This is a genomic window from Lentzea xerophila (assembly GCF_051094245.1).
Taxonomy (GTDB): domain Bacteria; phylum Actinomycetota; class Actinomycetes; order Mycobacteriales; family Pseudonocardiaceae; genus Lentzea; species Lentzea xerophila.
In genome coordinates this window covers 883,603-901,700 of the sequence record NZ_CP194934.1, presented here as the reverse complement: position 1 = coordinate 901,700, position 18,098 = coordinate 883,603, and the positions used below count along the sequence as shown (strand labels likewise).

17 protein-coding genes are annotated in these 18,098 nt (G+C 69.0%); 5 read left to right on the top strand and 12 right to left on the bottom strand.

Annotated features, from left to right (window positions below; all coding sequences use genetic code 11):
* Position 1 precedes the first annotated feature (1 nt).
* Genes alc through ACRSBM_RS04445 form a run of 6 tightly spaced genes read right to left on the bottom strand, consistent with a single transcriptional unit; the run spans position 2 to position 6,585 of the window.
* The gene (gene alc / locus ACRSBM_RS04470) at positions 2–994 is read right to left on the bottom strand and encodes an allantoicase (protein WP_434440012.1); all 993 of its coding nucleotides are present in this window, start codon (positions 992–994) and stop codon (positions 2–4) included.
* Positions 991–2,280, bottom strand: a complete 1,290-nt coding sequence (gene allB / locus ACRSBM_RS04465; RefSeq protein ID WP_434440010.1) for an allantoinase AllB — start codon at positions 2,278–2,280, stop codon at positions 991–993. Before allB ends, alc begins: the two co-directional genes overlap by 4 nt.
* Before the next feature lie 5 nt (positions 2,281–2,285).
* Entirely contained in the window at positions 2,286–3,284 is a 999-nt protein-coding gene (locus ACRSBM_RS04460) for a glycerate kinase family protein (protein ID WP_434440009.1), read from the bottom strand.
* Positions 3,281–4,963: a glyoxylate carboligase gene (gene gcl / locus ACRSBM_RS04455; RefSeq protein WP_434452961.1), complete on the bottom strand. Its 1,683-nt coding sequence runs from the start codon at positions 4,961–4,963 to the stop codon at positions 3,281–3,283. The genes ACRSBM_RS04460 and gcl overlap by 4 nt, the downstream gene beginning before the upstream one ends.
* 21 nt (positions 4,964–4,984) lie before the next feature.
* Entirely contained in the window at positions 4,985–5,842 is an 858-nt protein-coding gene (locus tag ACRSBM_RS04450) for an NAD(P)-dependent oxidoreductase (RefSeq protein ID WP_434440007.1), read from the bottom strand.
* Positions 5,839–6,585: a hydroxypyruvate isomerase family protein gene (locus tag ACRSBM_RS04445; protein ID WP_434440005.1), complete on the bottom strand. Its 747-nt coding sequence runs from the start codon at positions 6,583–6,585 to the stop codon at positions 5,839–5,841. Before ACRSBM_RS04445 ends, ACRSBM_RS04450 begins: the two co-directional genes overlap by 4 nt.
* An 83-nt stretch (positions 6,586–6,668) precedes the next feature.
* Here ACRSBM_RS04445 and uraD point away from each other — a divergent pair, with 83 nt between their 5' ends.
* Both uraD and pucL read left to right on the top strand, forming a co-directional pair.
* Positions 6,669–7,190, top strand: coding sequence for a 2-oxo-4-hydroxy-4-carboxy-5-ureidoimidazoline decarboxylase (uraD, locus tag ACRSBM_RS04440; protein ID WP_434440003.1), 522 nt, complete (start codon positions 6,669–6,671; stop codon positions 7,188–7,190).
* Between the two features lie 4 nt (positions 7,191–7,194).
* Entirely contained in the window at positions 7,195–8,073 is an 879-nt protein-coding gene (pucL, locus tag ACRSBM_RS04435) for a factor-independent urate hydroxylase (RefSeq protein WP_434440002.1), read from the top strand.
* On the opposite strand, the gene ACRSBM_RS04430 is transcribed toward pucL, so the two are convergent.
* Genes ACRSBM_RS04430 through aceB form a run of 4 tightly spaced genes read right to left on the bottom strand, consistent with a single transcriptional unit; the run spans position 8,000 to position 11,953 of the window.
* Positions 8,000–9,007 carry an NAD(P)/FAD-dependent oxidoreductase gene (locus tag ACRSBM_RS04430; RefSeq protein WP_434440000.1) on the bottom strand — a complete coding sequence of 336 codons (1,008 nt, stop codon included), beginning with the start codon at positions 9,005–9,007 and terminating at the stop codon, positions 8,000–8,002. The genes pucL and ACRSBM_RS04430 overlap by 74 nt on opposite strands.
* A complete protein-coding gene (locus tag ACRSBM_RS04425; RefSeq protein ID WP_434439998.1) occupies positions 8,974–9,285 on the bottom strand; it encodes an NAD(P)-binding protein in 312 nt (103 codons plus the stop codon). Before ACRSBM_RS04425 ends, ACRSBM_RS04430 begins: the two co-directional genes overlap by 34 nt.
* Before the next feature lie 14 nt (positions 9,286–9,299).
* Positions 9,300–10,469 (bottom strand): DUF6986 family protein, encoded by a 1,170-nt coding sequence (locus ACRSBM_RS04420; RefSeq protein ID WP_434439996.1) that lies wholly within the window; start codon positions 10,467–10,469, stop codon positions 9,300–9,302.
* Positions 10,469–11,953 carry a malate synthase A gene (aceB, locus tag ACRSBM_RS04415; RefSeq protein WP_434439995.1) on the bottom strand — a complete coding sequence of 495 codons (1,485 nt, stop codon included), beginning with the start codon at positions 11,951–11,953 and terminating at the stop codon, positions 10,469–10,471. Before aceB ends, ACRSBM_RS04420 begins: the two co-directional genes overlap by 1 nt.
* 76 nt (positions 11,954–12,029) lie before the next feature.
* On the opposite strand from aceB, the gene ACRSBM_RS04410 reads away from it, so the two are divergent.
* On the top strand, positions 12,030–12,776 hold the full coding sequence (locus ACRSBM_RS04410) for an IclR family transcriptional regulator (protein ID WP_434439993.1): 747 nt from the start codon (positions 12,030–12,032) through the stop codon (positions 12,774–12,776).
* Between the two features lie 296 nt (positions 12,777–13,072).
* On the opposite strand, the gene ftsY is transcribed toward ACRSBM_RS04410, so the two are convergent.
* On the bottom strand, positions 13,073–14,359 hold the full coding sequence (gene ftsY, locus ACRSBM_RS04405; protein WP_434439992.1) for a signal recognition particle-docking protein FtsY: 1,287 nt from the start codon (positions 14,357–14,359) through the stop codon (positions 13,073–13,075).
* Between the two features lie 120 nt (positions 14,360–14,479).
* Between ftsY and ACRSBM_RS04400 the strand changes: the two genes are divergently transcribed.
* Positions 14,480–15,601 (top strand): anhydro-N-acetylmuramic acid kinase, encoded by a 1,122-nt coding sequence (locus ACRSBM_RS04400; protein ID WP_434452959.1) that lies wholly within the window; start codon positions 14,480–14,482, stop codon positions 15,599–15,601.
* Complete coding sequence (locus ACRSBM_RS04395) at positions 15,589–17,148, top strand: sodium:solute symporter (RefSeq protein ID WP_434439991.1); 1,560 nt, start codon at positions 15,589–15,591, stop codon at positions 17,146–17,148. Before ACRSBM_RS04400 ends, ACRSBM_RS04395 begins: the two co-directional genes overlap by 13 nt.
* Here the strand turns inward: ACRSBM_RS04395 and ACRSBM_RS04390 are convergent.
* Positions 17,098–18,021 (bottom strand): GNAT family N-acetyltransferase, encoded by a 924-nt coding sequence (locus ACRSBM_RS04390; RefSeq protein WP_434439990.1) that lies wholly within the window; start codon positions 18,019–18,021, stop codon positions 17,098–17,100. The genes ACRSBM_RS04395 and ACRSBM_RS04390 overlap by 51 nt on opposite strands.
* Positions 18,022–18,098 lie beyond the last annotated feature (77 nt).

Sequence of the window (18,098 nt, the reverse complement as noted above, 5' to 3'; positions counted from 1 at the left end):
TTCAGTTAGTCGTTTCGGTCCACACCTTCCGAAGGTGTGACAGGCCATCACTCGTAGGGGTGCCAAGGACGCGGAGGCGTGCCATGCCGCCGTCCGGGTAGATGTCGAGCCGGACGGCCGTCGCCTCGGTCGCGTCCACGACGAACCGGTGCCGCGTGTCGGGCTGCAGCCGGGTGCGCGGCAGGAGGTCGAACCACGCGTCGGGATCCTTGCGCTCGTCGCACGCCGACACGGACGCCCAGCCGGGCGCGTTGCCCTTGAAGTGGCTGGTGTCGAGCTCGACCAGATTCACGACACCGGGCGCGGCGAGCCGCAGCGACACCCAGTCGTTGCCGTCGTCACGCCGGCGCGCGGTCTCCCAGCCCTCCCCCATGACCGTGGCCTGACCAGGGGCGATGAGGTTGTTGGGCGAGCTGTAGAACATGTTGCTGCAGCCGGTGACGACGGCGCCGTTCTCCAGCGCCGCGAGGTCGACGGCCGGGATCAGCAACCGGGGATCCGCGACCGGTTCGCCGTGCACGCGCAGCCTCGCGACGCCGCCGTCCGGGTCGATGGTGAGACGGACGTGCGTGACGCGGCGCCGCTCGCTGACGTCGAAGAAGTGCTTCTCGTCGCCCTTGAGCGCGGTGCGCTCGACCAGCGGGAACCACTCGGTGATCTCGTCGGCGGGCGGGTAGCCGTCGACCTGGGCGCCCTCGACCCAGCAGAACGGCGGGTAGTTGCCCTTGAAGAACGCCGTGTCGACGACGACGCCGCGGACGACTCCGGGCATGCCGAGCCGGACCACGGCGTGGTCCACGCCGGCCTCACGGCGGCGGCGGGTCTCCCAGCCGTCGTAGATCTGGCCTTTGTGACCGAAGGTGTAGGTCTGGTAGACCGGCTCGGCGGGCTTGATCAGGTTCTCCCGCTCGGCGAACAGCTCGTCGTTCGCCCACACCACACCACCACCGACAGCGCGCGAGGCGAGATCGGGCAGCCGGGTCCACTCCGTCATGCTTCTCCTCTTCTGAGCAGCTTTCCTTGTGTCGTGCTGATTTCCTTGCCGCGCAACCACGTCTGGCGCACCACCCCGTGCAGCGTGCGACCGTGGTAGGGCGTGACGGGGTTGCGGTGGTGGAGCCTGTCCTTGTCCACCACGAACGTCTCATCCGGCGCGAACACCACGAGGTCCGCGTCCCGGCCGGCCTCGATGGCGCCCTTGGTCTCCAGCCCGGCCTGGCGCGCCGGGTGCGTCGCCATCCAGCGGACGACGTCGGTGAGGTGGAAGCCCCGTTCCCGGGCACCCGTCCACACCGCGGGCAGGCCGAGTTGCAGTGACGCGATGCCGCCCCACGCCGTGGCGAAGTCGCCCGCCTTCAGCTCCAGCGTGCTCGGCGAGTGGTCGCTGACGACCAGGTCGATCACCCCGTCCCGCAGGCCCTGCCACAACGCCTCGCGGTTCTCCGCCTCACGGATCGGCGGGCAGCACTTGAACTCCGTCTGCCCGTCGTGGATCTCCTCGGCGGTGAACGTGAGGTAGTGCGGGCACGTCTCGGCCGTGATCCGCAGGCTCTCCCGTTTGGCGGCCTCCAGGATCGAGAGCGCGTCCGACGACGAGAGGTGCAGGATGTGCGTGCGAGCCCCGGTCCTGCGGGTCAGGTCGACGACGTCGCGGATCGCCCGGTTCTCGGCCTCGCGCGGCCTCGACGCCAGGAACCCGGCGTAGTCCGGCTCGGAGTCACGAACCGTGTGCGCGTCCTCGGCGTGCACGATCGTCAACGCGTCGAGCGTGGCCAGTTCCCGCAGGGCCGCTTCCAGTTCGGCCTTGGTGACGGCCGGGAACTCGTCGACGCCCGAGTGCAGCAGGAAGCACTTGAAGCCGAAGACCCCGGCCTCGTGCAACGGCTTCAGGTCGGCGAGGTTGCCGGGGATGATCCCGCCCCAGAACCCGACGTCGACCGAGACGTTCGCCGCGGCCTTGCGCTTGATCTCCAGGGCGGCGGTCTCGACCGTGGGCGGGATGCTGTTCAGCGGCATGTCGATGATCGTCGTGACGCCACCGGCGGCGGCGGCCCTCGTGGCGGTCTCGAAGCCCTCCCACTCGCTGCGACCGGGGTCGTTGACGTGCACGTGGGTGTCGACCAGGCCGGGCAGCAACACCTCGTCGTCCGCGAGGTGCACGACGTTCGGCGAGTCGATGCGCCGTTCGACGGCCACGATCCGGCCGCCGGCGACACCGACGTCGCACGCGATCTCGCCCTGCGGGGTGATGACCCTGCGGGCGCGGAAGACCAGGTCCATGGCACTCACTGTGACACCCAGTCGCGCGCGATGCGACCGCCGAGAACACCCAGCAGCGAATCCGCATGGGCCAGGCAGCGCGTGACGTCCGGTTCGATGTCCAACAGCGCGTAGGCGGCCCTCAACCCCAGGTCACCGGGGTCGACCGAGCACTGCCCCGCCACCGCGACGACCGGCACGTCACCCGAGGCCCTGACCACCCCGTACGGTGCCTTGCCGTGGCGGGTCTGCGCGTCCAGCGAGCCTTCGCCGGTGATCACCAACGACGCTCCCGCCACGGCCTCGGCGAACCCGGCCAGCTCCAGCACCACCTCGATGCCCGGCCGGAACCGCCCGCCCAGCACGGCGAGTGCCGCGAACCCGATCCCACCGGCCGCGCCCGCGCCGGGCAGTGACGCGTACTCCTGTCCGATTCGCTGCGCGAACGCTTCGAGTCGCGCTTCGAGGACCTCCACCTGCCCGGGCGAGGCGCCCTTCTGCGGCCCGTAGACCGCCGCCGCGCCGGACGGCCCGAGCAGCGGGTTGTCCACGTCCGAGGCCAGCACGAGGTCGACGCCGCCGAACGACGCCCCGCCCAGGGCCTCGAGCATCCCCGCGCCGCCGTCGGTGCACGCGCTGCCACCCAGTCCGAGCACGATCGTGGAGCAGCCGATGTCCAGCGCGGCCTTCAGCAGCTCGCCGACGCCGTGGCTGGTGGCGTCGAGCGGCGCGGGTTCGTCGAGCAACGTGAGCCCGGCCGCCGACGCCACCTCGACCACGGCGGTCATGCCCTTGACGGCGAAGGACGCGGGCACTGGTTTGCCGACCGGCCCGGTGACCCAGCGCCCGACCTTCAGGAACCCGGCGGCGACGGCGGCGTCGACCGTGCCGTCGCCACCGTCGGCCACCGGGAGCAGGCGCACGTCCACGTCCGGGGCCGCCTCCCGCAGGCCGCGCGCGAGAGCGGCAGCGACCTGCGGGGCGGTGAGCGAACCCTTGAACTTGTCCGGCGCGACGACGATCACGGGATGGGCTCGAATTCCCGCATGGCGGCGATCGACGTGCCGTTCGCGGTGTTGCCCTCGCGCTCGATCATGATCTCCACGAGCACCGGCCGTTGCGTGCGGTCGGCCTCCTTGCGCGCCCACTCGAGCGAACCGCGGATCTCGCCGGGATCGGCCACGCGGACGCCGGAGCAGCCGTAGGCCTCCATGATCTTCACGTTGTCCGAGCCGGTGGTGTCGTAGTGGATGTCGACCTCGTACTTCATGTCGTAGCCACCGTGGTCCTCCGCCATCCGGATCAGGCCGAGGTACTCGTTGTTCAGCATGATCAGCACGAACGGCACGTCGTACTGGGCGCCGACCGCGAGCTCCTCCACGAGGAACTGGAACGAGTAGTCGCCGACGATGCCCACGACCTCGGCGTCCGGTCGCGCCTTCTTCACGCCGATGGCCGCCGGGATCTCCCAGCCGAGCGGACCCGCCTGGCCGCAGACCTGGTAGTGCCGCGGCTTGTGCGCCTTCTGGTGCTGGCCGGACCAGATCTGGTAGAGCCCAATGGCCGTGACGAAGTAGGTGTCCGGGCCGTAGAACTCGTTGATCTCCTTGAACACCCTCGGCGCCTTGACCGGCACGGTGTCGAAGTCCTCGCGCCGCAACAAGGTTCGCTTGAGCTCCTGGCAGCGGTCGACCCACTCGCCGGCCGGTCGTGGTCCGCGTGCTTTCGCCTTTTCCAGCAACGCCCGCAGGAACAGCTTGGTGTCGGCCACGATTCCGAGGTCGGGTCCGAACACCTTGCCGATCTGCGTCGGTTCGACGTCGACGTGGATGAACTTCCGGTCACCGCGGTAGGTCGCGAGATCGCCGGTGTGCCGGTCGCCGAACCGCGCGCCCAGCGCCAGCACCAGATCGGACTCCAGGAACGACGCGTTGCCGTAGCGCTGCGAGGTCTGGATGCCGGTCATACCCGCGTAGAGCGGGTGGTCCTCGTCGATGGCGCCCTTGCCCATCAGCGTGGCCTGGATCGGGATCTGCACCAGCTCGGCCAGCTCCAGCAGTTCATCAGACGCCTCGCCGAGGATGACACCGCCACCGGCGAGCAGCAGTGGGCGTTCGGCGGCCAGCAGCATCTCCAGCGCCCGTTCCACGCGTGCGTCACTCGGAGCGCTTTTCGGCACGGGCAACGGTTCGTCGATCGTCGAGTCCCACTCGATCTCCTGCTTCTGCACGTCGATCGGCAGGTCGATCAGGACCGGACCGGGACGGCCGGAGCGGGCGATCCGGAACGCCTCGCGGAAGATCCACGGCATCTGCGCGGCTTCCTTGACCTGCACCGCCCACTTCGTGACGGGCGCGGCGATCGAGACGATGTCGACGGCCTGGAACGCCTCCTGGTGCAGCTTCGACACCGCGGCCTGGCCGGTGATGCACAGGATCGGCACGGAGTCGGCCTGCGCGGTGTACAGGCCGGTGATCATGTTCGTCCCGGCCGGACCGGACGTGCCGATCGCGACACCGACGTTGCCGGTCGTGCGCGACCAGCCGTCGGCCATGTGCGTGGCGCCCTCCTCGTGCCGCACGATGAGGTGCTCGATCGAGCCGTCCTGCTCCATCGCCTTGTACAGCGGCAGGATCGCGGCGCCGGGGCAGCCGAACACGGTGTCGATGCCCTCGGACTTGAGGACCTCGACGACCGCTTGCATGACTGGGATCTTCGGCATGTTCTACGACCTTCCCGCGAAGTTCTCGACGACCTTGAGCAGCGCGGAGTGGTCGAGCGACCCGTAACCCTGCGCGCGCGCCGCCGCGACCAGTGCGGCGATCTGGCTGGTGACCGGCAGCGCGACGTCGGCGGCACGTGCCGCGTCCAGCGCGATGCCCATGTCCTTGTGGTGCAGGTCGATCCGGAAGCCCGGCTGGAACTCGCGCGCGATCATCGACTCCCGCTTGAGGTCGAGGATCCGGTTCGCGGCGAGACCACCGGCGAGCACATCGAGGCCCGCCTTGGGGTCGACGCCGGACGCCTCCAGCAGCACGATCGACTCGGCCACCAGCGCGTAGATGCCGCCGACCATCAGCTGGTTCGCCGCCTTCACGACCTGGCCGGCGCCGTGCGGCCCGACGTGGACGATCGTCTTGCCGACGACCTCCAGGAACGGCCTGGCGGCGGCGAAGTCAGCTTCGTTGCCGCCGACCATGATGCTGAGGGACGCCTGGACCGCGCCGGTCTGACCGCCGCTCACCGGCGCGTCGAGCACGCGGACGTTGGTCAGCTTCTTCGCGATCTCGATCGACGTGGACGGGCGGATCGTGCTCATGTCGATCAGCAACGTGCCGTCGTCGAACGTGACCTCGTCGATCACCGCCTCGACCTGCGGGTGGTTCGGCAGCATCGTGATGACGACCTCGGCGCCGCTCACTGCTTCCTGTGCTGAAGACGCGGCTTTGCCACCGTCGGCGACCAGTTTCTCCAGTGCCCCGGAGCTGAGGTCGAAACCCGTCACGTCGTGCCCGGCGGCTACGAGGTGAGCCGCCATCGGCGAGCCCATGATGCCGAGTCCGATGAAACCGATGCGGGTCATGCTTGATCCCTCCAAGCGAAGGAGTGGGTGACGGGCTTGTACTCGGCGCCGACGAAGCCCGTGTAGCCGTTGGCGCGGAGCTTCGCGAGGTGCCCGAAGAGGTCGAGCTCGCCGGTGCCGGGCTCACCGCGTCCTGGAGCGTCGGCGATCTGCACGTGACCGATGCGGTCGACGTGGTCGGCGAGGGTGTCGAGGTCGTCGCCGTTCGTGGCGAGGTGGTAGAGGTCCGCGAGCAGCTTCACGTTGCCGCGGTCGATCTCGTCGATGAGCTCGAACGCCTGGTGGGCGGTCCTGATCGGGTACTTCGGCGCGCCGCTCAGCGGTTCGATCACGAGCTGCGCGCCGGCCTCGGCCGCGACGTCGGCGGCGAAGCGGTAGTTGGAGATGGTCTGCGCGGTGGTCTCGAAGTTGCCGTGCAGCGCGTTGAGCGTGCGGCAGCCGAGGCGGGCCGCGATGGCCGCGGTGATCTCGACGTTCGTCCGGAACTCCGTCTCGCGGCCGGGCCAGCTCGCCAGTCCCCTGTCTCCCGCGGGCATGTCGCCCGCGTAGAGGTTCAGGCCGACCAGGCGCACCCGCGCGTCGGCGATGGCGCCTTCGAACGCCTCGATCTCGCGTGTCTCGGGTACGGCGTCCGCGAACGGCCACCAGATCTCGACCGCGTCGAACCCGGCGGCGCGTGCCGCGGCCGGACGCTCCAGCAACGGCAGCTCGGTGAAGAGCATGGACAGGTTTGCGTCGAACATCGGTGGCATGTCCTTCCACATTGCGGAAGTTGGATTTCACCCTATGGAGACACTAGACATCTCACTCGGCCCGGGTCAAGAATGTGGAAGTTAGATTCCGCGATACAGAAACTTGGAGAGCCGTGGAGAGCTTCAACAGCGCCCCGGAAGCCGAACTCAGGCCTCTGCTCACCGAGTGCCTCGCGGTACCCCGCTGGGTCGACGCGATAGTGGCGGGCAGGCCGTACGCGTCGATCGATGCTCTCCTCGCGGCTTCTTCGGTTGCCGCACAAGGACTTTCCGACGAGGAGGTGCTCGGCGCCATCGCCGGGCACCCGCGCATCGGCGAACGGCAGAAGACAGGCGGGGTGTCGGCGAGGTGGTCGCGGTCCGAACAGTCCGGTGTGGACAGCTCCCAGGCTGATCGCCTGGCGGCTGCGAACGCCGCGTACGAGGATCGGTTCGGGCACATCTACCTGGTGTGCGCGACCGGCCTGAGCGGTGCGGAAATGCTCGGCGACCTGTCCTCCCGGATGGGCAACCCGCCGGACGTCGAGCTCCGCGTCGTCAACGACGAACTCGCGAAGATCGCCGCCTTGCGGCTGCGGAAGCTGATCGGGAGCTGAGAACATGGCCATCGTCCTGGGCCCCAACCAGTACGGGAAGGCGGAGAACCGCCTTGTCACGGTGTCGCGCAACGGGTCCGTGCACACGATCAAAGACCTGACCGTCAGCACCTCGCTGCGCGGAGACCTCGCCGACACGCACCTCACCGGCGACAACGCCAAGGTGCTCGCCACCGACACGCAGAAGAACACCGTCTACGCGTTCGCCAAGCAGGCGCCGGTCGGTGAGATCGAGGACTTCGCGCTGCGCCTCGGCCGGCACTTCGTGGGCTCGCAGGAGCCGATCACGGGTGCGCGCATCCTCATCGACGAGCACGCCTGGGACCGCATCGACGGCCACGACCACTCGTTCGTCCAGGGCTCCAACGAGAAGCGCACGACGGCCGTGACGATCGACGGCTCGCAGGCGTGGGTCGTGTCGGGCGTGCGCGACATGGTGGTGCTGAAGTCGACCGGGTCGGAGTTCCACGGCTACCCGAAGGACCCGTACACGACTCTGAAGGAGACCGACGACCGCATCCTGGCGACGTCGGTGACGGCGCGGTGGCGTTACGCCGGTACCGACGTGGACTGGGCGAAGTCGTTCGCGGAGATCCGGTCGATCATGCTGAAGACGTTCGCGGACAAGCATTCCCTGTCGTTGCAGCAGACGCTGTACGCGATGGGCGAGGCGGTGCTGAACGCCCGTTCCGAGGTCGCCGAGGTGCGGCTCTCCATGCCGAACAAGCACCACTTCCTGGTGGACCTGAGTGCGTTCGGCCTGGAGAACGACAACGAGGTCTTCTACGCCGCGGACCGCCCGTACGGCCTCATCGAGGGCTCGATCCTGCGGGACGACGCCCCCGGCGCTGGTCAAGCCTGGAGTACCTTGCCAGCCTTCTGAACACCACCGGGTTCATCAGCGACGCCGGTGACGCCCGCATGTGCACCACGCGGACGAAACGCCGGAACAGGTCGGGATCGTGCACGATCCCGACCTGCCACTTCTTCATGAACCAGCCGAGCACGCCGCGCCTCCGCTGACCACTCACCCAGCCCTGGTCGGCGTTGCTGGACATCGCCCACGACCCGTGCGCGGCTCGCGCGACCGCCCGCTGGAACGCCTGGCAACCCCTGGCGCTGAAGTCCTTGTGCCGCCGGAACAACAGGGCCTCCATCGCGGCCACCGTCATCCCCTGCCCGTACACGGGGTTGAACGCGCACACCGCGTCACCGATCGCGACGAGCCCACCGGGCCAGCCCTCCGCCTTCTCGAACGCGGTGCGACGGCTTGCCGTGCGCGCGAAGAGGTACACAGGCGTGACGGGTTCGGCGGCACGCAGCATCTCCGCGATCGGGCCGCGCAGCGAGTCGAGAAACGCCTGGTAGCCCTCGGGATCACGCGGCGGGTGGTCGCCGCCGGCGCCCTGCGCGGTGACCATCAGCCGGTCGCCCTCGACGCGCATCACCGCACAGCCGCGCGGAGTGTCCGGTGCCGACAACGACTCACCGACCAACGCGGGAAACCGTGCCGGCGCGGTGTAGAGCCGGGTCGCGTACCCGGTCCGCGAGTCGACCTCGACCGGCTCCGGCACCGTGACCCCGGCTTCGGCCAGCCACGCGCCGAGCTTCGACGAACGCCCGGACGCGTCCACCACGAGGCCGGCGTCGATCCGGCCGTCACGGGTCAGCACGCCGTCCACCACGGAGCCGTTGAACGACAACCCGGTCACGTGCACGCCGTCCAGCACCTTCGCCGTGACCCGCAACCGGATCCGTGTCTCCAGCAACGGCCGGCTGACCGTCAGCAACGGCATCCCGGTCTTGGCCGACGCCACCCACCCAGCGGGTTGAGCAACCGGACGTCCCCCGCGTCCGACAGGTGCGCTCCCGCCCGCACGAGCTCCTCGCGCAGTCCGGGGAAGAGGTCTTCCATGATCTCACCGCCGCGCACCAGCAACCCGTGCACGTGCCTGCCCTGCGGCACTCCCGCCCGGTACTCGGGTTCCCCGGACAGCTTGTCCCGCTCCAGGACCACCACGTCGTCGCACGTCTCGGTCAGCACCCGAGCTGCGAGCAAGCCGGCGATTCCCCCGCCTATCACCACGGCCTTCATCAGCCCATTGAACCTCAGCCCGACCGGGTGGCGAGCCTTCTCAGCGCTGCCTCGTCCAGCCCTGTCGCCACCTGCACCTCCACCGGATCGAGCGCACCGCAGTCCACCGCTCGGAGGAAGAACGACGACAACGCCTGGGCGGTCGCCGGCTCGTCCAGGACGCCTCCCGAGACGTGCTGCACGTAGGACTTCAGCCGTGCGGCGTCCGCCTCCAGGCCTTCGCGGTAGAAGCCGTACACAGCCGCGTATCGCGTCACCAGTTGGGCCGGATGCAGGTCCCAGCCCTGGTAGAAACCGTGCTCCAGCGACCGCCGCACGAGCCGGTAATGCGTGTCCCAGCCGAGTTTCTTCTGGTCGCCGACCGGCAGCACGTTCGTGGAGCCGTCGGACAGGCGAACGCCCGTGCCAGCAGCGGACACCTGCATGACGTGCCGGGCGAAGTCGCACGCCCCGTGCGCCAGGTGTTGCTGCGCCGCGGACAGCCCGCAGCCCGCCGTGTAGTCGTAGGTGCCGAAGTGCAGGCCCGTCACCCGGCCGTGGCCCGCCGCGATGAACCGCGGAACGGCCAACCGGCCCTCACCGTCCACGATGGACTGCGTGGTCTCGACCTGGATCTCGAACTTCAGGTCGCCGCCGAAGAGGTCGAGCACCTCGCCGAACACCTCGACCTGGTCGACGGACGTCACCTTCGGGAGGGTGATGACGAAACCGGGCGGGATCTCGTCCAGTGCCGTCAGGAAGATGTCGAGCGTGCGCAGTCCGCGCTCCCGCAGCTCGGGAGTGTCGAACGACTTGATCCGCAGCCCGGACGCCGGCGGCGCGGTGCCGTCGGCGATCCAGCGCGACAGGAGGTTCGCCGTACTCTCGGCGTCCATGTCCTCGACGTCGTCCTCGGGCGCGCCGTAGCCGTCCTCGAAGTCGATCCGCAGGTCCTCGATCGGCTCTCTGCGGAGCTTGGCCTCGACCCGCTCCAGCACGCCGCCGGGCAGGTCAGGGAGCAGGTCCGGTTCGATCGACTCCAGGGCCTCGCGCCCCCAGTCGGCGACCGTGGACGCGATGATGCGACCGGCGGGCACGTAACACGTGTGCACGGGCTGACGGCCCGCCGGGAAGCTGCGTTCCACAGTGGACAACCGCGCGGTCACCCGCGCGATGTCCTCGGGAGACAGCGATGTCTCGTACATCAGATGCGCTCGTACGCCGGCAACGTCAGGAAGTCGACGAAGTCCTCCGACAGCGCGACCTGCTCGAACAGCTCGACGGCCGCCGCGACGTGCGGGCCTTCGAGCTCGCCGCCGACCCGCGCCAGGACCTCCCGCACCGCGTCGGCGGTGACCTGGGTGCCGTCGTCGAGCACGACCTTGTTGTTGATCCACTGCCAGATCTGCGACCTGCTGATCTCCGCGGTGGCCGCGTCCTCCATCAAGTTGTGGATCGCCGCCGCGCCGTTGCCGCCCAGCCAGGACGCGATGTACCGCACACCGACGTCGACGGCGGACTCCAGCCCCGCCCGCGTCGCCGCGCCACCCGCGGACTTGAAGTCCAGCAGCTGCTCGGCGGTCACGGAGACCTCCGGCCGCTGCCTGTCGATCTGGTTGGGCCGGTCGCCCAGCACCCCGTCGAAGATCTCCCGGCAGATCGGCACGAGATCAGGATGCGCCACCCACGACCCGTCGAAACCGTCCGTCGCCTCACGCGTCTTGTCCTCGCGAACCTTGCGCAACGCGTTCTCGGTGACCTCCGGGTCACGCCGGTTCGGGATGAACGCCGCCATGCCACCCATGGCGAACGCCCCGCGCTTGTGACACGTCTTCACCAGAAGCTCGGTGTACGCGCGCATGAACGGCGCCGTCATCGTCACGCTGTTGCGGTCCGGCAGCACGTAGTCCGCACCCGCGTCACGGAAGTACTTGATGACGCTGAAGAGGTAGTCCCACCGACCGGCGTTGAGCCCCGACGCGTGGTCACGCAGTTCGTAGAGGATCTCCTCCATCTGGAACGCGGCCGGAATCGTCTCGATGAGCACCGTCGCCCTGATGGTGCCGTGCGGCACGCCCTTGAGCATTTGCGCCGTCGTGAAGACGTCGTTCCACAGCCGTGCTTCGAGATGCGACTCCATCTTCGGCAGGTAGTAGTAGGGCCTGCCCAACTCGGCGTTGTGGAAGAAGTGCAACCCGAAGTCCACGAGCGCGCCAACGGCGTTCTTGCCACTGAACTGGAGGTTGCGCTCGTCGAGGTGCCATCCGCGCGGCCGCACGACGATCGTCGGATACGGCCCGCCCTTGAGCTTGTACTCCTTGCCCTCCGGCGAGGTGTACTCGATCGTCTCGCGCGCCGCCTCGTAGAGGTTCACCTGGCCCTGCACGACGTTGTCCCAGTGCGGGGTGTTCGCGTCCTCCAGGTCCGCGAGCCACACCTTGGCACCGGAGTTGAGCGCGTTGATCGTCATCTTGCGCTCGGTGGGCCCGGTGATCTCGACACGCCGGTCGCGCAGCGGTGCGGGCGCCGGCGCCACCTGCCACTCGCCGTCACGGACGTCCTGGGTCTCGGGCAGGAAGCCGAGGGGCCGGCGCTCCTGACGAAGGGCGAGCAACTCGTCCCTGCGGGCGGCGTGCGCCTCGTGCAGCTTCGCGACGAACTCAAGAGCCTCTTCGGTGAGGACCTGCACCTGGATCCACCTCTCTCGGTTTTGCTGTGTGGACTATAGTTTTTGCATTGCGGAACTGCAATGGAAGGAGCCGCACGTGTCCACAGGTGGCGTGCAGTCCCTGCAAAGAGCCTTCGACCTGCTGGAACGCCTGGCGGACGCGGGCGGCGAAGCATCGCTCTCGGAGCTGGCGACTTCCTCCGGCCTGCCCCTGCCCACGATCCACCGCCTCATCCGCACCCTTGTCACGCTGGGCTATGTGCGCCAGAACAGCAACCGGCGCTACACCCTCGGCTCGCGGCTGATCCGCCTCGGCGAGACCGCCTCCCGCCAGTACGGCACCTGGGCCAGGCCACTGCTGTCGCAACTGGTCGACTCGGTGGAGGAGACGGCGAACCTGGCGGTGCTGGACGGCGACGAGGTCGTCTACGTCGCCCAGGTTCCCTCGAAGCACTCGATGCGCATGTTCACCGAGGTGGGCCGCCGCCTGCTCCCGCACGGCACCGGCGTCGGCAAGGCGATGCTCTCGCAACTGCCGCGCGCCGACGTTCGTGCCCTGCTGGAACGCACAGGACTACCCGCCTACACGTCCAACACGATCACCGACGCCACCGAACTGCTCGACTCGCTGGACGAGATCGCGGAGCGCGGGTTCGCTTTGGACGAGTCCGAGCAGGAGCTGGGCGTCCGGTGCATCGCGGTGCCGGTGGTGGGCGGGCCGGCGCTGGCCGCGGTGTCGGTGTCGGGTCCGGAGGGGCGGCTCACCAAGGACGCGGTCAACCGCATCCTGCCCGAGGTACTGGCGGTCGCGAAGAGGCTCGCGGACCAGGCCTCAACTGCCTGAGCAGGGGACCTCGGTACCACCGACTCGTGGTCGAGTCGCCTCTGACCAGGGCGAGGCCGGTCGTCCCGCATGGCGGCGATGTGATCATGAGCTGGCGTCGGTGACTCACTGTGCCGAGCGGGTAGAAGCGTCGGCGGAAGGTGTGCCGACGCGAGCGTCATGCTGTCCCGCAGGCGAAACCCGGCGGCTGGGACGGACCCGTCAACCCCAGCCCTGACCGCCTGAGCAGGCTGGCGCAGGGGTACCCCCGAACTGGGAGCCCCTGCGTTTCACCGTACTCAGATGGTCCGACAAGATCAGCCGAGCAGCGCGTCCACGAACGCGCCCGGCTCGAACGGGGCCAGGTGGTCGGCACCCTCGCCAAGGCCGACGAGCTTGACCGGCACGCCGAGCTCGCGCTGCACCTGGAACACGATGCCGCCCTTGGCCGTGCCGTCCAGCTTGGTCAGCACGATGCCGGTGATGTCGACCTGCTCGGCGAACACCCGAGCCTGCGTGAGGCCGTTCTGGCCGGTCGTGGCGTCCAGCACGAGCAGGACCTCGTCCACGACGGCCTGCTTCTCGACGACGCGCTTGACCTTGCCGAGCTCGTCCATCAGGCCGACCTTGGTGTGCAGGCGGCCGGCCGTGTCGATCAGGACCGTGTCGACGCCCGCGTCCATGCCGCGCTTCACCGCGTCGAACGCCACCGAGGCTGGGTCGCCGCCCTCGGGGCCGCGCACGGTCTCCGCGCCGACGCGCTTGCCCCAGGTCTCCAGCTGGTCGGCCGCCGCCGCGCGGAACGTGTCGGCGGCTCCCAGCAGCACGGTCCGGCCGTCGGCCACCAGCACCCTGGCGAGCTTGCCGGTGGTGGTGGTCTTGCCGACGCCGTTGACGCCGACGACGAGCAGCACGGCGGGCTTGCCGGCGTGCGGCAGCGCCTTCAGGGAGCGGTCCATCTTCGGGCCCAGTGCGTCGACCAGGACCGAGCGCAGCAGCGCCTGCGCCTGGGCCTCGGTACGGACGGCCGAGCCGGCGATCCTGGAGCGCAGCGTGTCGACGATCTCGGTGGTCGTGGCGGCGCCCAGGTCGGAGATCAGCAGCGTGTCCTCGACGTCCTGCCACGAGTCCTCGTCCAGGTCGCCCGCGCCGAGCAGGCCCAGCAGCGAGGAGCCGAACGCGTTGCGCGACTTCGACAGCTTGCCGCGCAGCCGCTCCAGCCGGCCCTCGGTCGGCTCGATCTCCTCGACCTCGGACGCCTCGACGGGCAGGTCGACCTCGACGAAGCCGCGCTTCACCGAGTCGCGCGGCACGGAGGCGTCGTCGCCCACGCCGGGCTGGCCGTCGACCTCGGTCCGCTCGGCCACCGGGTGTTCGACGGGCGCCACCTCGGTGACGGCGACCGCCTCGGCCTCGGTGGCGTCAGGTGCGGCAGGGGTCAGCGAGATCCCGGACGACGCCTGGTAGCCGCTGGGGCGGGGACCCTCTTCCTTCTGGGTCAGGCTGATGCGACGACGACGCGTCAGCACCACACCGGTGACCAGCGCGGCGATCAGCACGACCGCCACGACGACGAGGATCAGGACAAGGGAAGACGTTGACACGGGCTCATGGTTTCACAGACCCGCATGTGATCTGCCAACCAGCTACTGCTCATTTAGGCGAAAATTTCACCAAAGCCCTTGCGTCCAGCCTACGTGTGGAATAGACCACACGTCGTGAGGGTGATCGGACTGATTTCCGGCACGTCGATGGACGGCATCGACGTCGCCGTCGCCGACCTGTCGATCAACGGTGACGTCGTCGAGCTCGTGCCGGTGCAGTGCGCCGAGCACCCGTTTCCGAAGGACCTGCTCGAGAAGCCGCGGGACCTCGCTGAAGTGTGCGCCTTCGACACGTCGCTCGGACAGGCTTTCGGCGAAGTCGCCGCCGGCTACCTGCCGGCCGACCTGATCAGCTCGCTCGGGCAGACCGTGCACCACGAGGTCCAGGACGGCGACTGCCTCGGCACGCTGCAGCTCGGGCAGCCCGCGTGGATCGCCGAACGGACCGGCGTCCCCGTCATCGCCGACCTGCGCGTGCGCGACGTCGCCGCGGGCGGCCAGGGGGCTCCGCTCGCGAGCACCCTCGACGCGCTCTGGCTGGCCGGGGACGCGCCCGCGATCGCGTTGAACATCGGCGGCATCGCGAACATCACCGTCGTCAGGCCCGGCAGCCCGCCCGTCGCCTACGACACGGGCCCCGGCAACGCGCTGATGGACGCCGTCATGGAGGTCCTCTCCAACGGCGAACGACGCCAGGACACCAACGGCGAGTTCGCGAAGAGAGGCACCGTCCGCGAGGACGTCCTCAAGAAGCTCCTCACCGACCCGTACTACGCGAAGCCGTGGCCCAAGTCGACGGGCAAGGAGCACTTCAACGCCGAGTACCTCCACGGCTTCCCCACGGTCCAGGCCGAGGACATGCTCAGAACCCTCGCCGAGCTCACCGCCCGCACCATCGCGGACGCCTGCCGCGCGCACGACGCGAGCACCGTCGTCGCGTCGGGCGGCGGGATGCGCAACCCGGTGCTGGTCGAGGCGCTCACGCGAGCGCTCGACCCGATCCCGTTGCGGATCAGCGACTCCCTGGGCCTGCCGCGCGACGGCAAGGAGGCCTACCTCGCCGCCCTGCTCGGATTCCTGACGTGGCACGGGGTCGCGGGCAACACGCCGTCCGCGACCGGTGCGTCCGGGCCGCGGCTGCTCGGCAGCATCACGCCCGGCGACGGGCCGCTGCGACTGCCGGAACCCGTGACCGGTCCAGTGACCAAGCTGAATGTGGGGGAACCGAAATGCGCGGACTAGACCTCGCGATCATCGTCCTTTTCCTCGTCGGCATGCCGTTGCTCGGCACGTGGATCGGCGGCAGGCAGAAGTCGTCCACCGACTACTTCGTCAGCGAGAAGCGCATCTCGTGGTGGGTGGTCTGCCTGTCGGTCGTGTCCGCGGAGACGTCGACGCTCACCGTCCTGAGTGTGCCGGTCATCGCGTACATGGCGACGCCCGCGCAGGGCGGCATGACGTACCTGACGCTCGCGCTCGGCTACATCGTCGGCCGCATCATCGTCAGCTTCGTGCTGCTGCCGCGCTACATCGCCGGTGACCTCGTGACGGCGTACGCGTTCCTGGGCAAGCGGTACGGCGGCGGCATGCGCGCCACGGCGTCCGTGACGTTCCTCTTCACCCGCCTGCTCGCGGACGGCATCCGGCTCTTCGCCACGGCCATACCGATCAAGCTGGTGCTGCGCGAGTACGGCATCGACGCGTCGTACTGGACGATCATCCTGGCGCTCGGCATCGCGATGGTCTTCTACAGCTTCTTCGGCGGCGTGCGCGCGGTCGTGTGGGTCGATGCCATCCAGATGCTCTGGTACGTCCTCGGCGGCCTCGTCGTGATCTGGTGGCTGTCCGGTCAACTGCCCGACGGCTGGTTCGCGAAGGCCGTCGACGTCGACAAGTTCCAGATCTTCGACTTCACCTCGTCACCGCTCACGGGCGCGTACCCGTTCATCGCGGCGTTCTTCGGCGGCGCGCTGCTGTCGATGGCCTCGCACGGCGCTGACCAGCTCATCGTGCAGCGGCTCATGTCCACCCAGGACGTGAAGTCCGCGCAGAAGGCGTTGATCGCCTCCGGTTTCGTGGTGTTCCTGCAGTTCGCGTTCTTCCTGTTCATCGGCGTGATGCTGTGGGCCTTCTACAACGGCGTCGACCCGGTGAAGGACCTGGGGCTCGGCAACAAGGACGAGCTGTTCGGCCACTTCATCGTCGACTCGCTGCCGTCGGGCCTGTCCGGCTTCGTGATCGCCGGCATCCTCGCGGCCGCGCTGTCGTCGTCGTTGGGCGCCTTGGCCTCCAGCACGGTGACCGACGTCTACGAACGCGTCCGCAAGACCCCGATGACCGACGAGGAACGCCTGCGCCACGGCCGGATGTGGACCCTGGTGTGGGCGGGTCTGCTGATCGTCTGCGCGGGCCTGTTCGCCTCCTCGAACAAGACCACGGCGGATCCGATCGTGGTGCAGGCGCTCGGCATCGCCGGCTACACCTACGGCGCGCTGCTCGGGGCCTTCCTCCTCGGCCTGATCTTCAAGCGCGTCACGCAGGCGGACGCGATCATCGCGTTCGTGTCGACGGTGCTGGTCGTCGGTTTCGTGATTCTCGGGGTCAAGTTCGCCGGCAGCACGCCGACGATCAACTTCGGGAAGGCGACGGCCGACCTGAAGTCCCTGACCGGCTGGTGGAACACGCCCCTGGGAGTGGCGGTCACCCTGCTCGTGGGTGGGTTGTTGTCACTGCGGCACTCACGCGGTGTGGCGGTACGAGACGAGCTCGATGTGAAGGCGGAATCCTAGGCGGGCGAACATGTTCTGCGACGACTCGTTGCCCGAGTGGATCGACGCGGCGGCCTGCGGCCGGGCACCGTGGTCCGCCGCGAGTTTCCACAGCAGTTCGGTGACGAGAGCAGCGCCCACGCCCTGACCGCGAACGTCGGGTTCGACGGCCACGAAGTCGACGTAGTACTCCTCGGGCTGGGCCTTGCCCGCGGCGTACCCGAGCACGCGCTGACCGTCCATGGCCACGACGACCGTGCGGGTCTTCGGATCGGACTCGACGAGTTTCTGGCCGGACAGGTACGTCCGCGGAAAACATCGCTCGTGCAGCACGGCGACGGCCTCGTGCACGAACCGGTCGGTCGGGAGGACGCGCATCTCCCGGTCGCTGGGACATTTGGCGTCCCTGAGCAGCAACGTGCGCAGGTCCCCGTTGTCGAGGATGTGGATGGCACTGGCCTTGCCGGCGCTGAAGGCGTGCCGTTCGGCGAACGCCGCCAGCCGCCGGTGGGCGGTGTGCCCGTAGAGCTCGAGGTCGGTGATGCCGGTGAGGAGCTCGGCGGCGCGCCGGAACATCGCGTCGGCGGTCTGGTCCCAGATGCGGCTGCCCGCGGGGTGGTTGACCGGTACGTCGACGAACGGCCCGTGCAGCCACGCGCGGCCCAGCTCGGCGTCGATCTCCACGCTGAGCATGCCGGTGATGTTGTCGTCGGCGTCGATGGCCACCACCGTGCACTCGGCCCAGCTGGGCTCGAACTCACCGAGCTCGGCGCGGAGCTCTTCGACTGTCTCACCGAGGTACCCGATGTGGTGCGCCTTGTCGGCCTGGAGCCGGACCAACAGCGCCATCGTGGCGCCGAGGTCGCCAGGTTCGGCGAAACGGATGTCGTACATAGAAGAATGGTTGCTCGCACGGCCGTTCGAAGCGAGGGAGTTTTCCGAACGGCCCAAGCCACGGACGTGCGGGCACC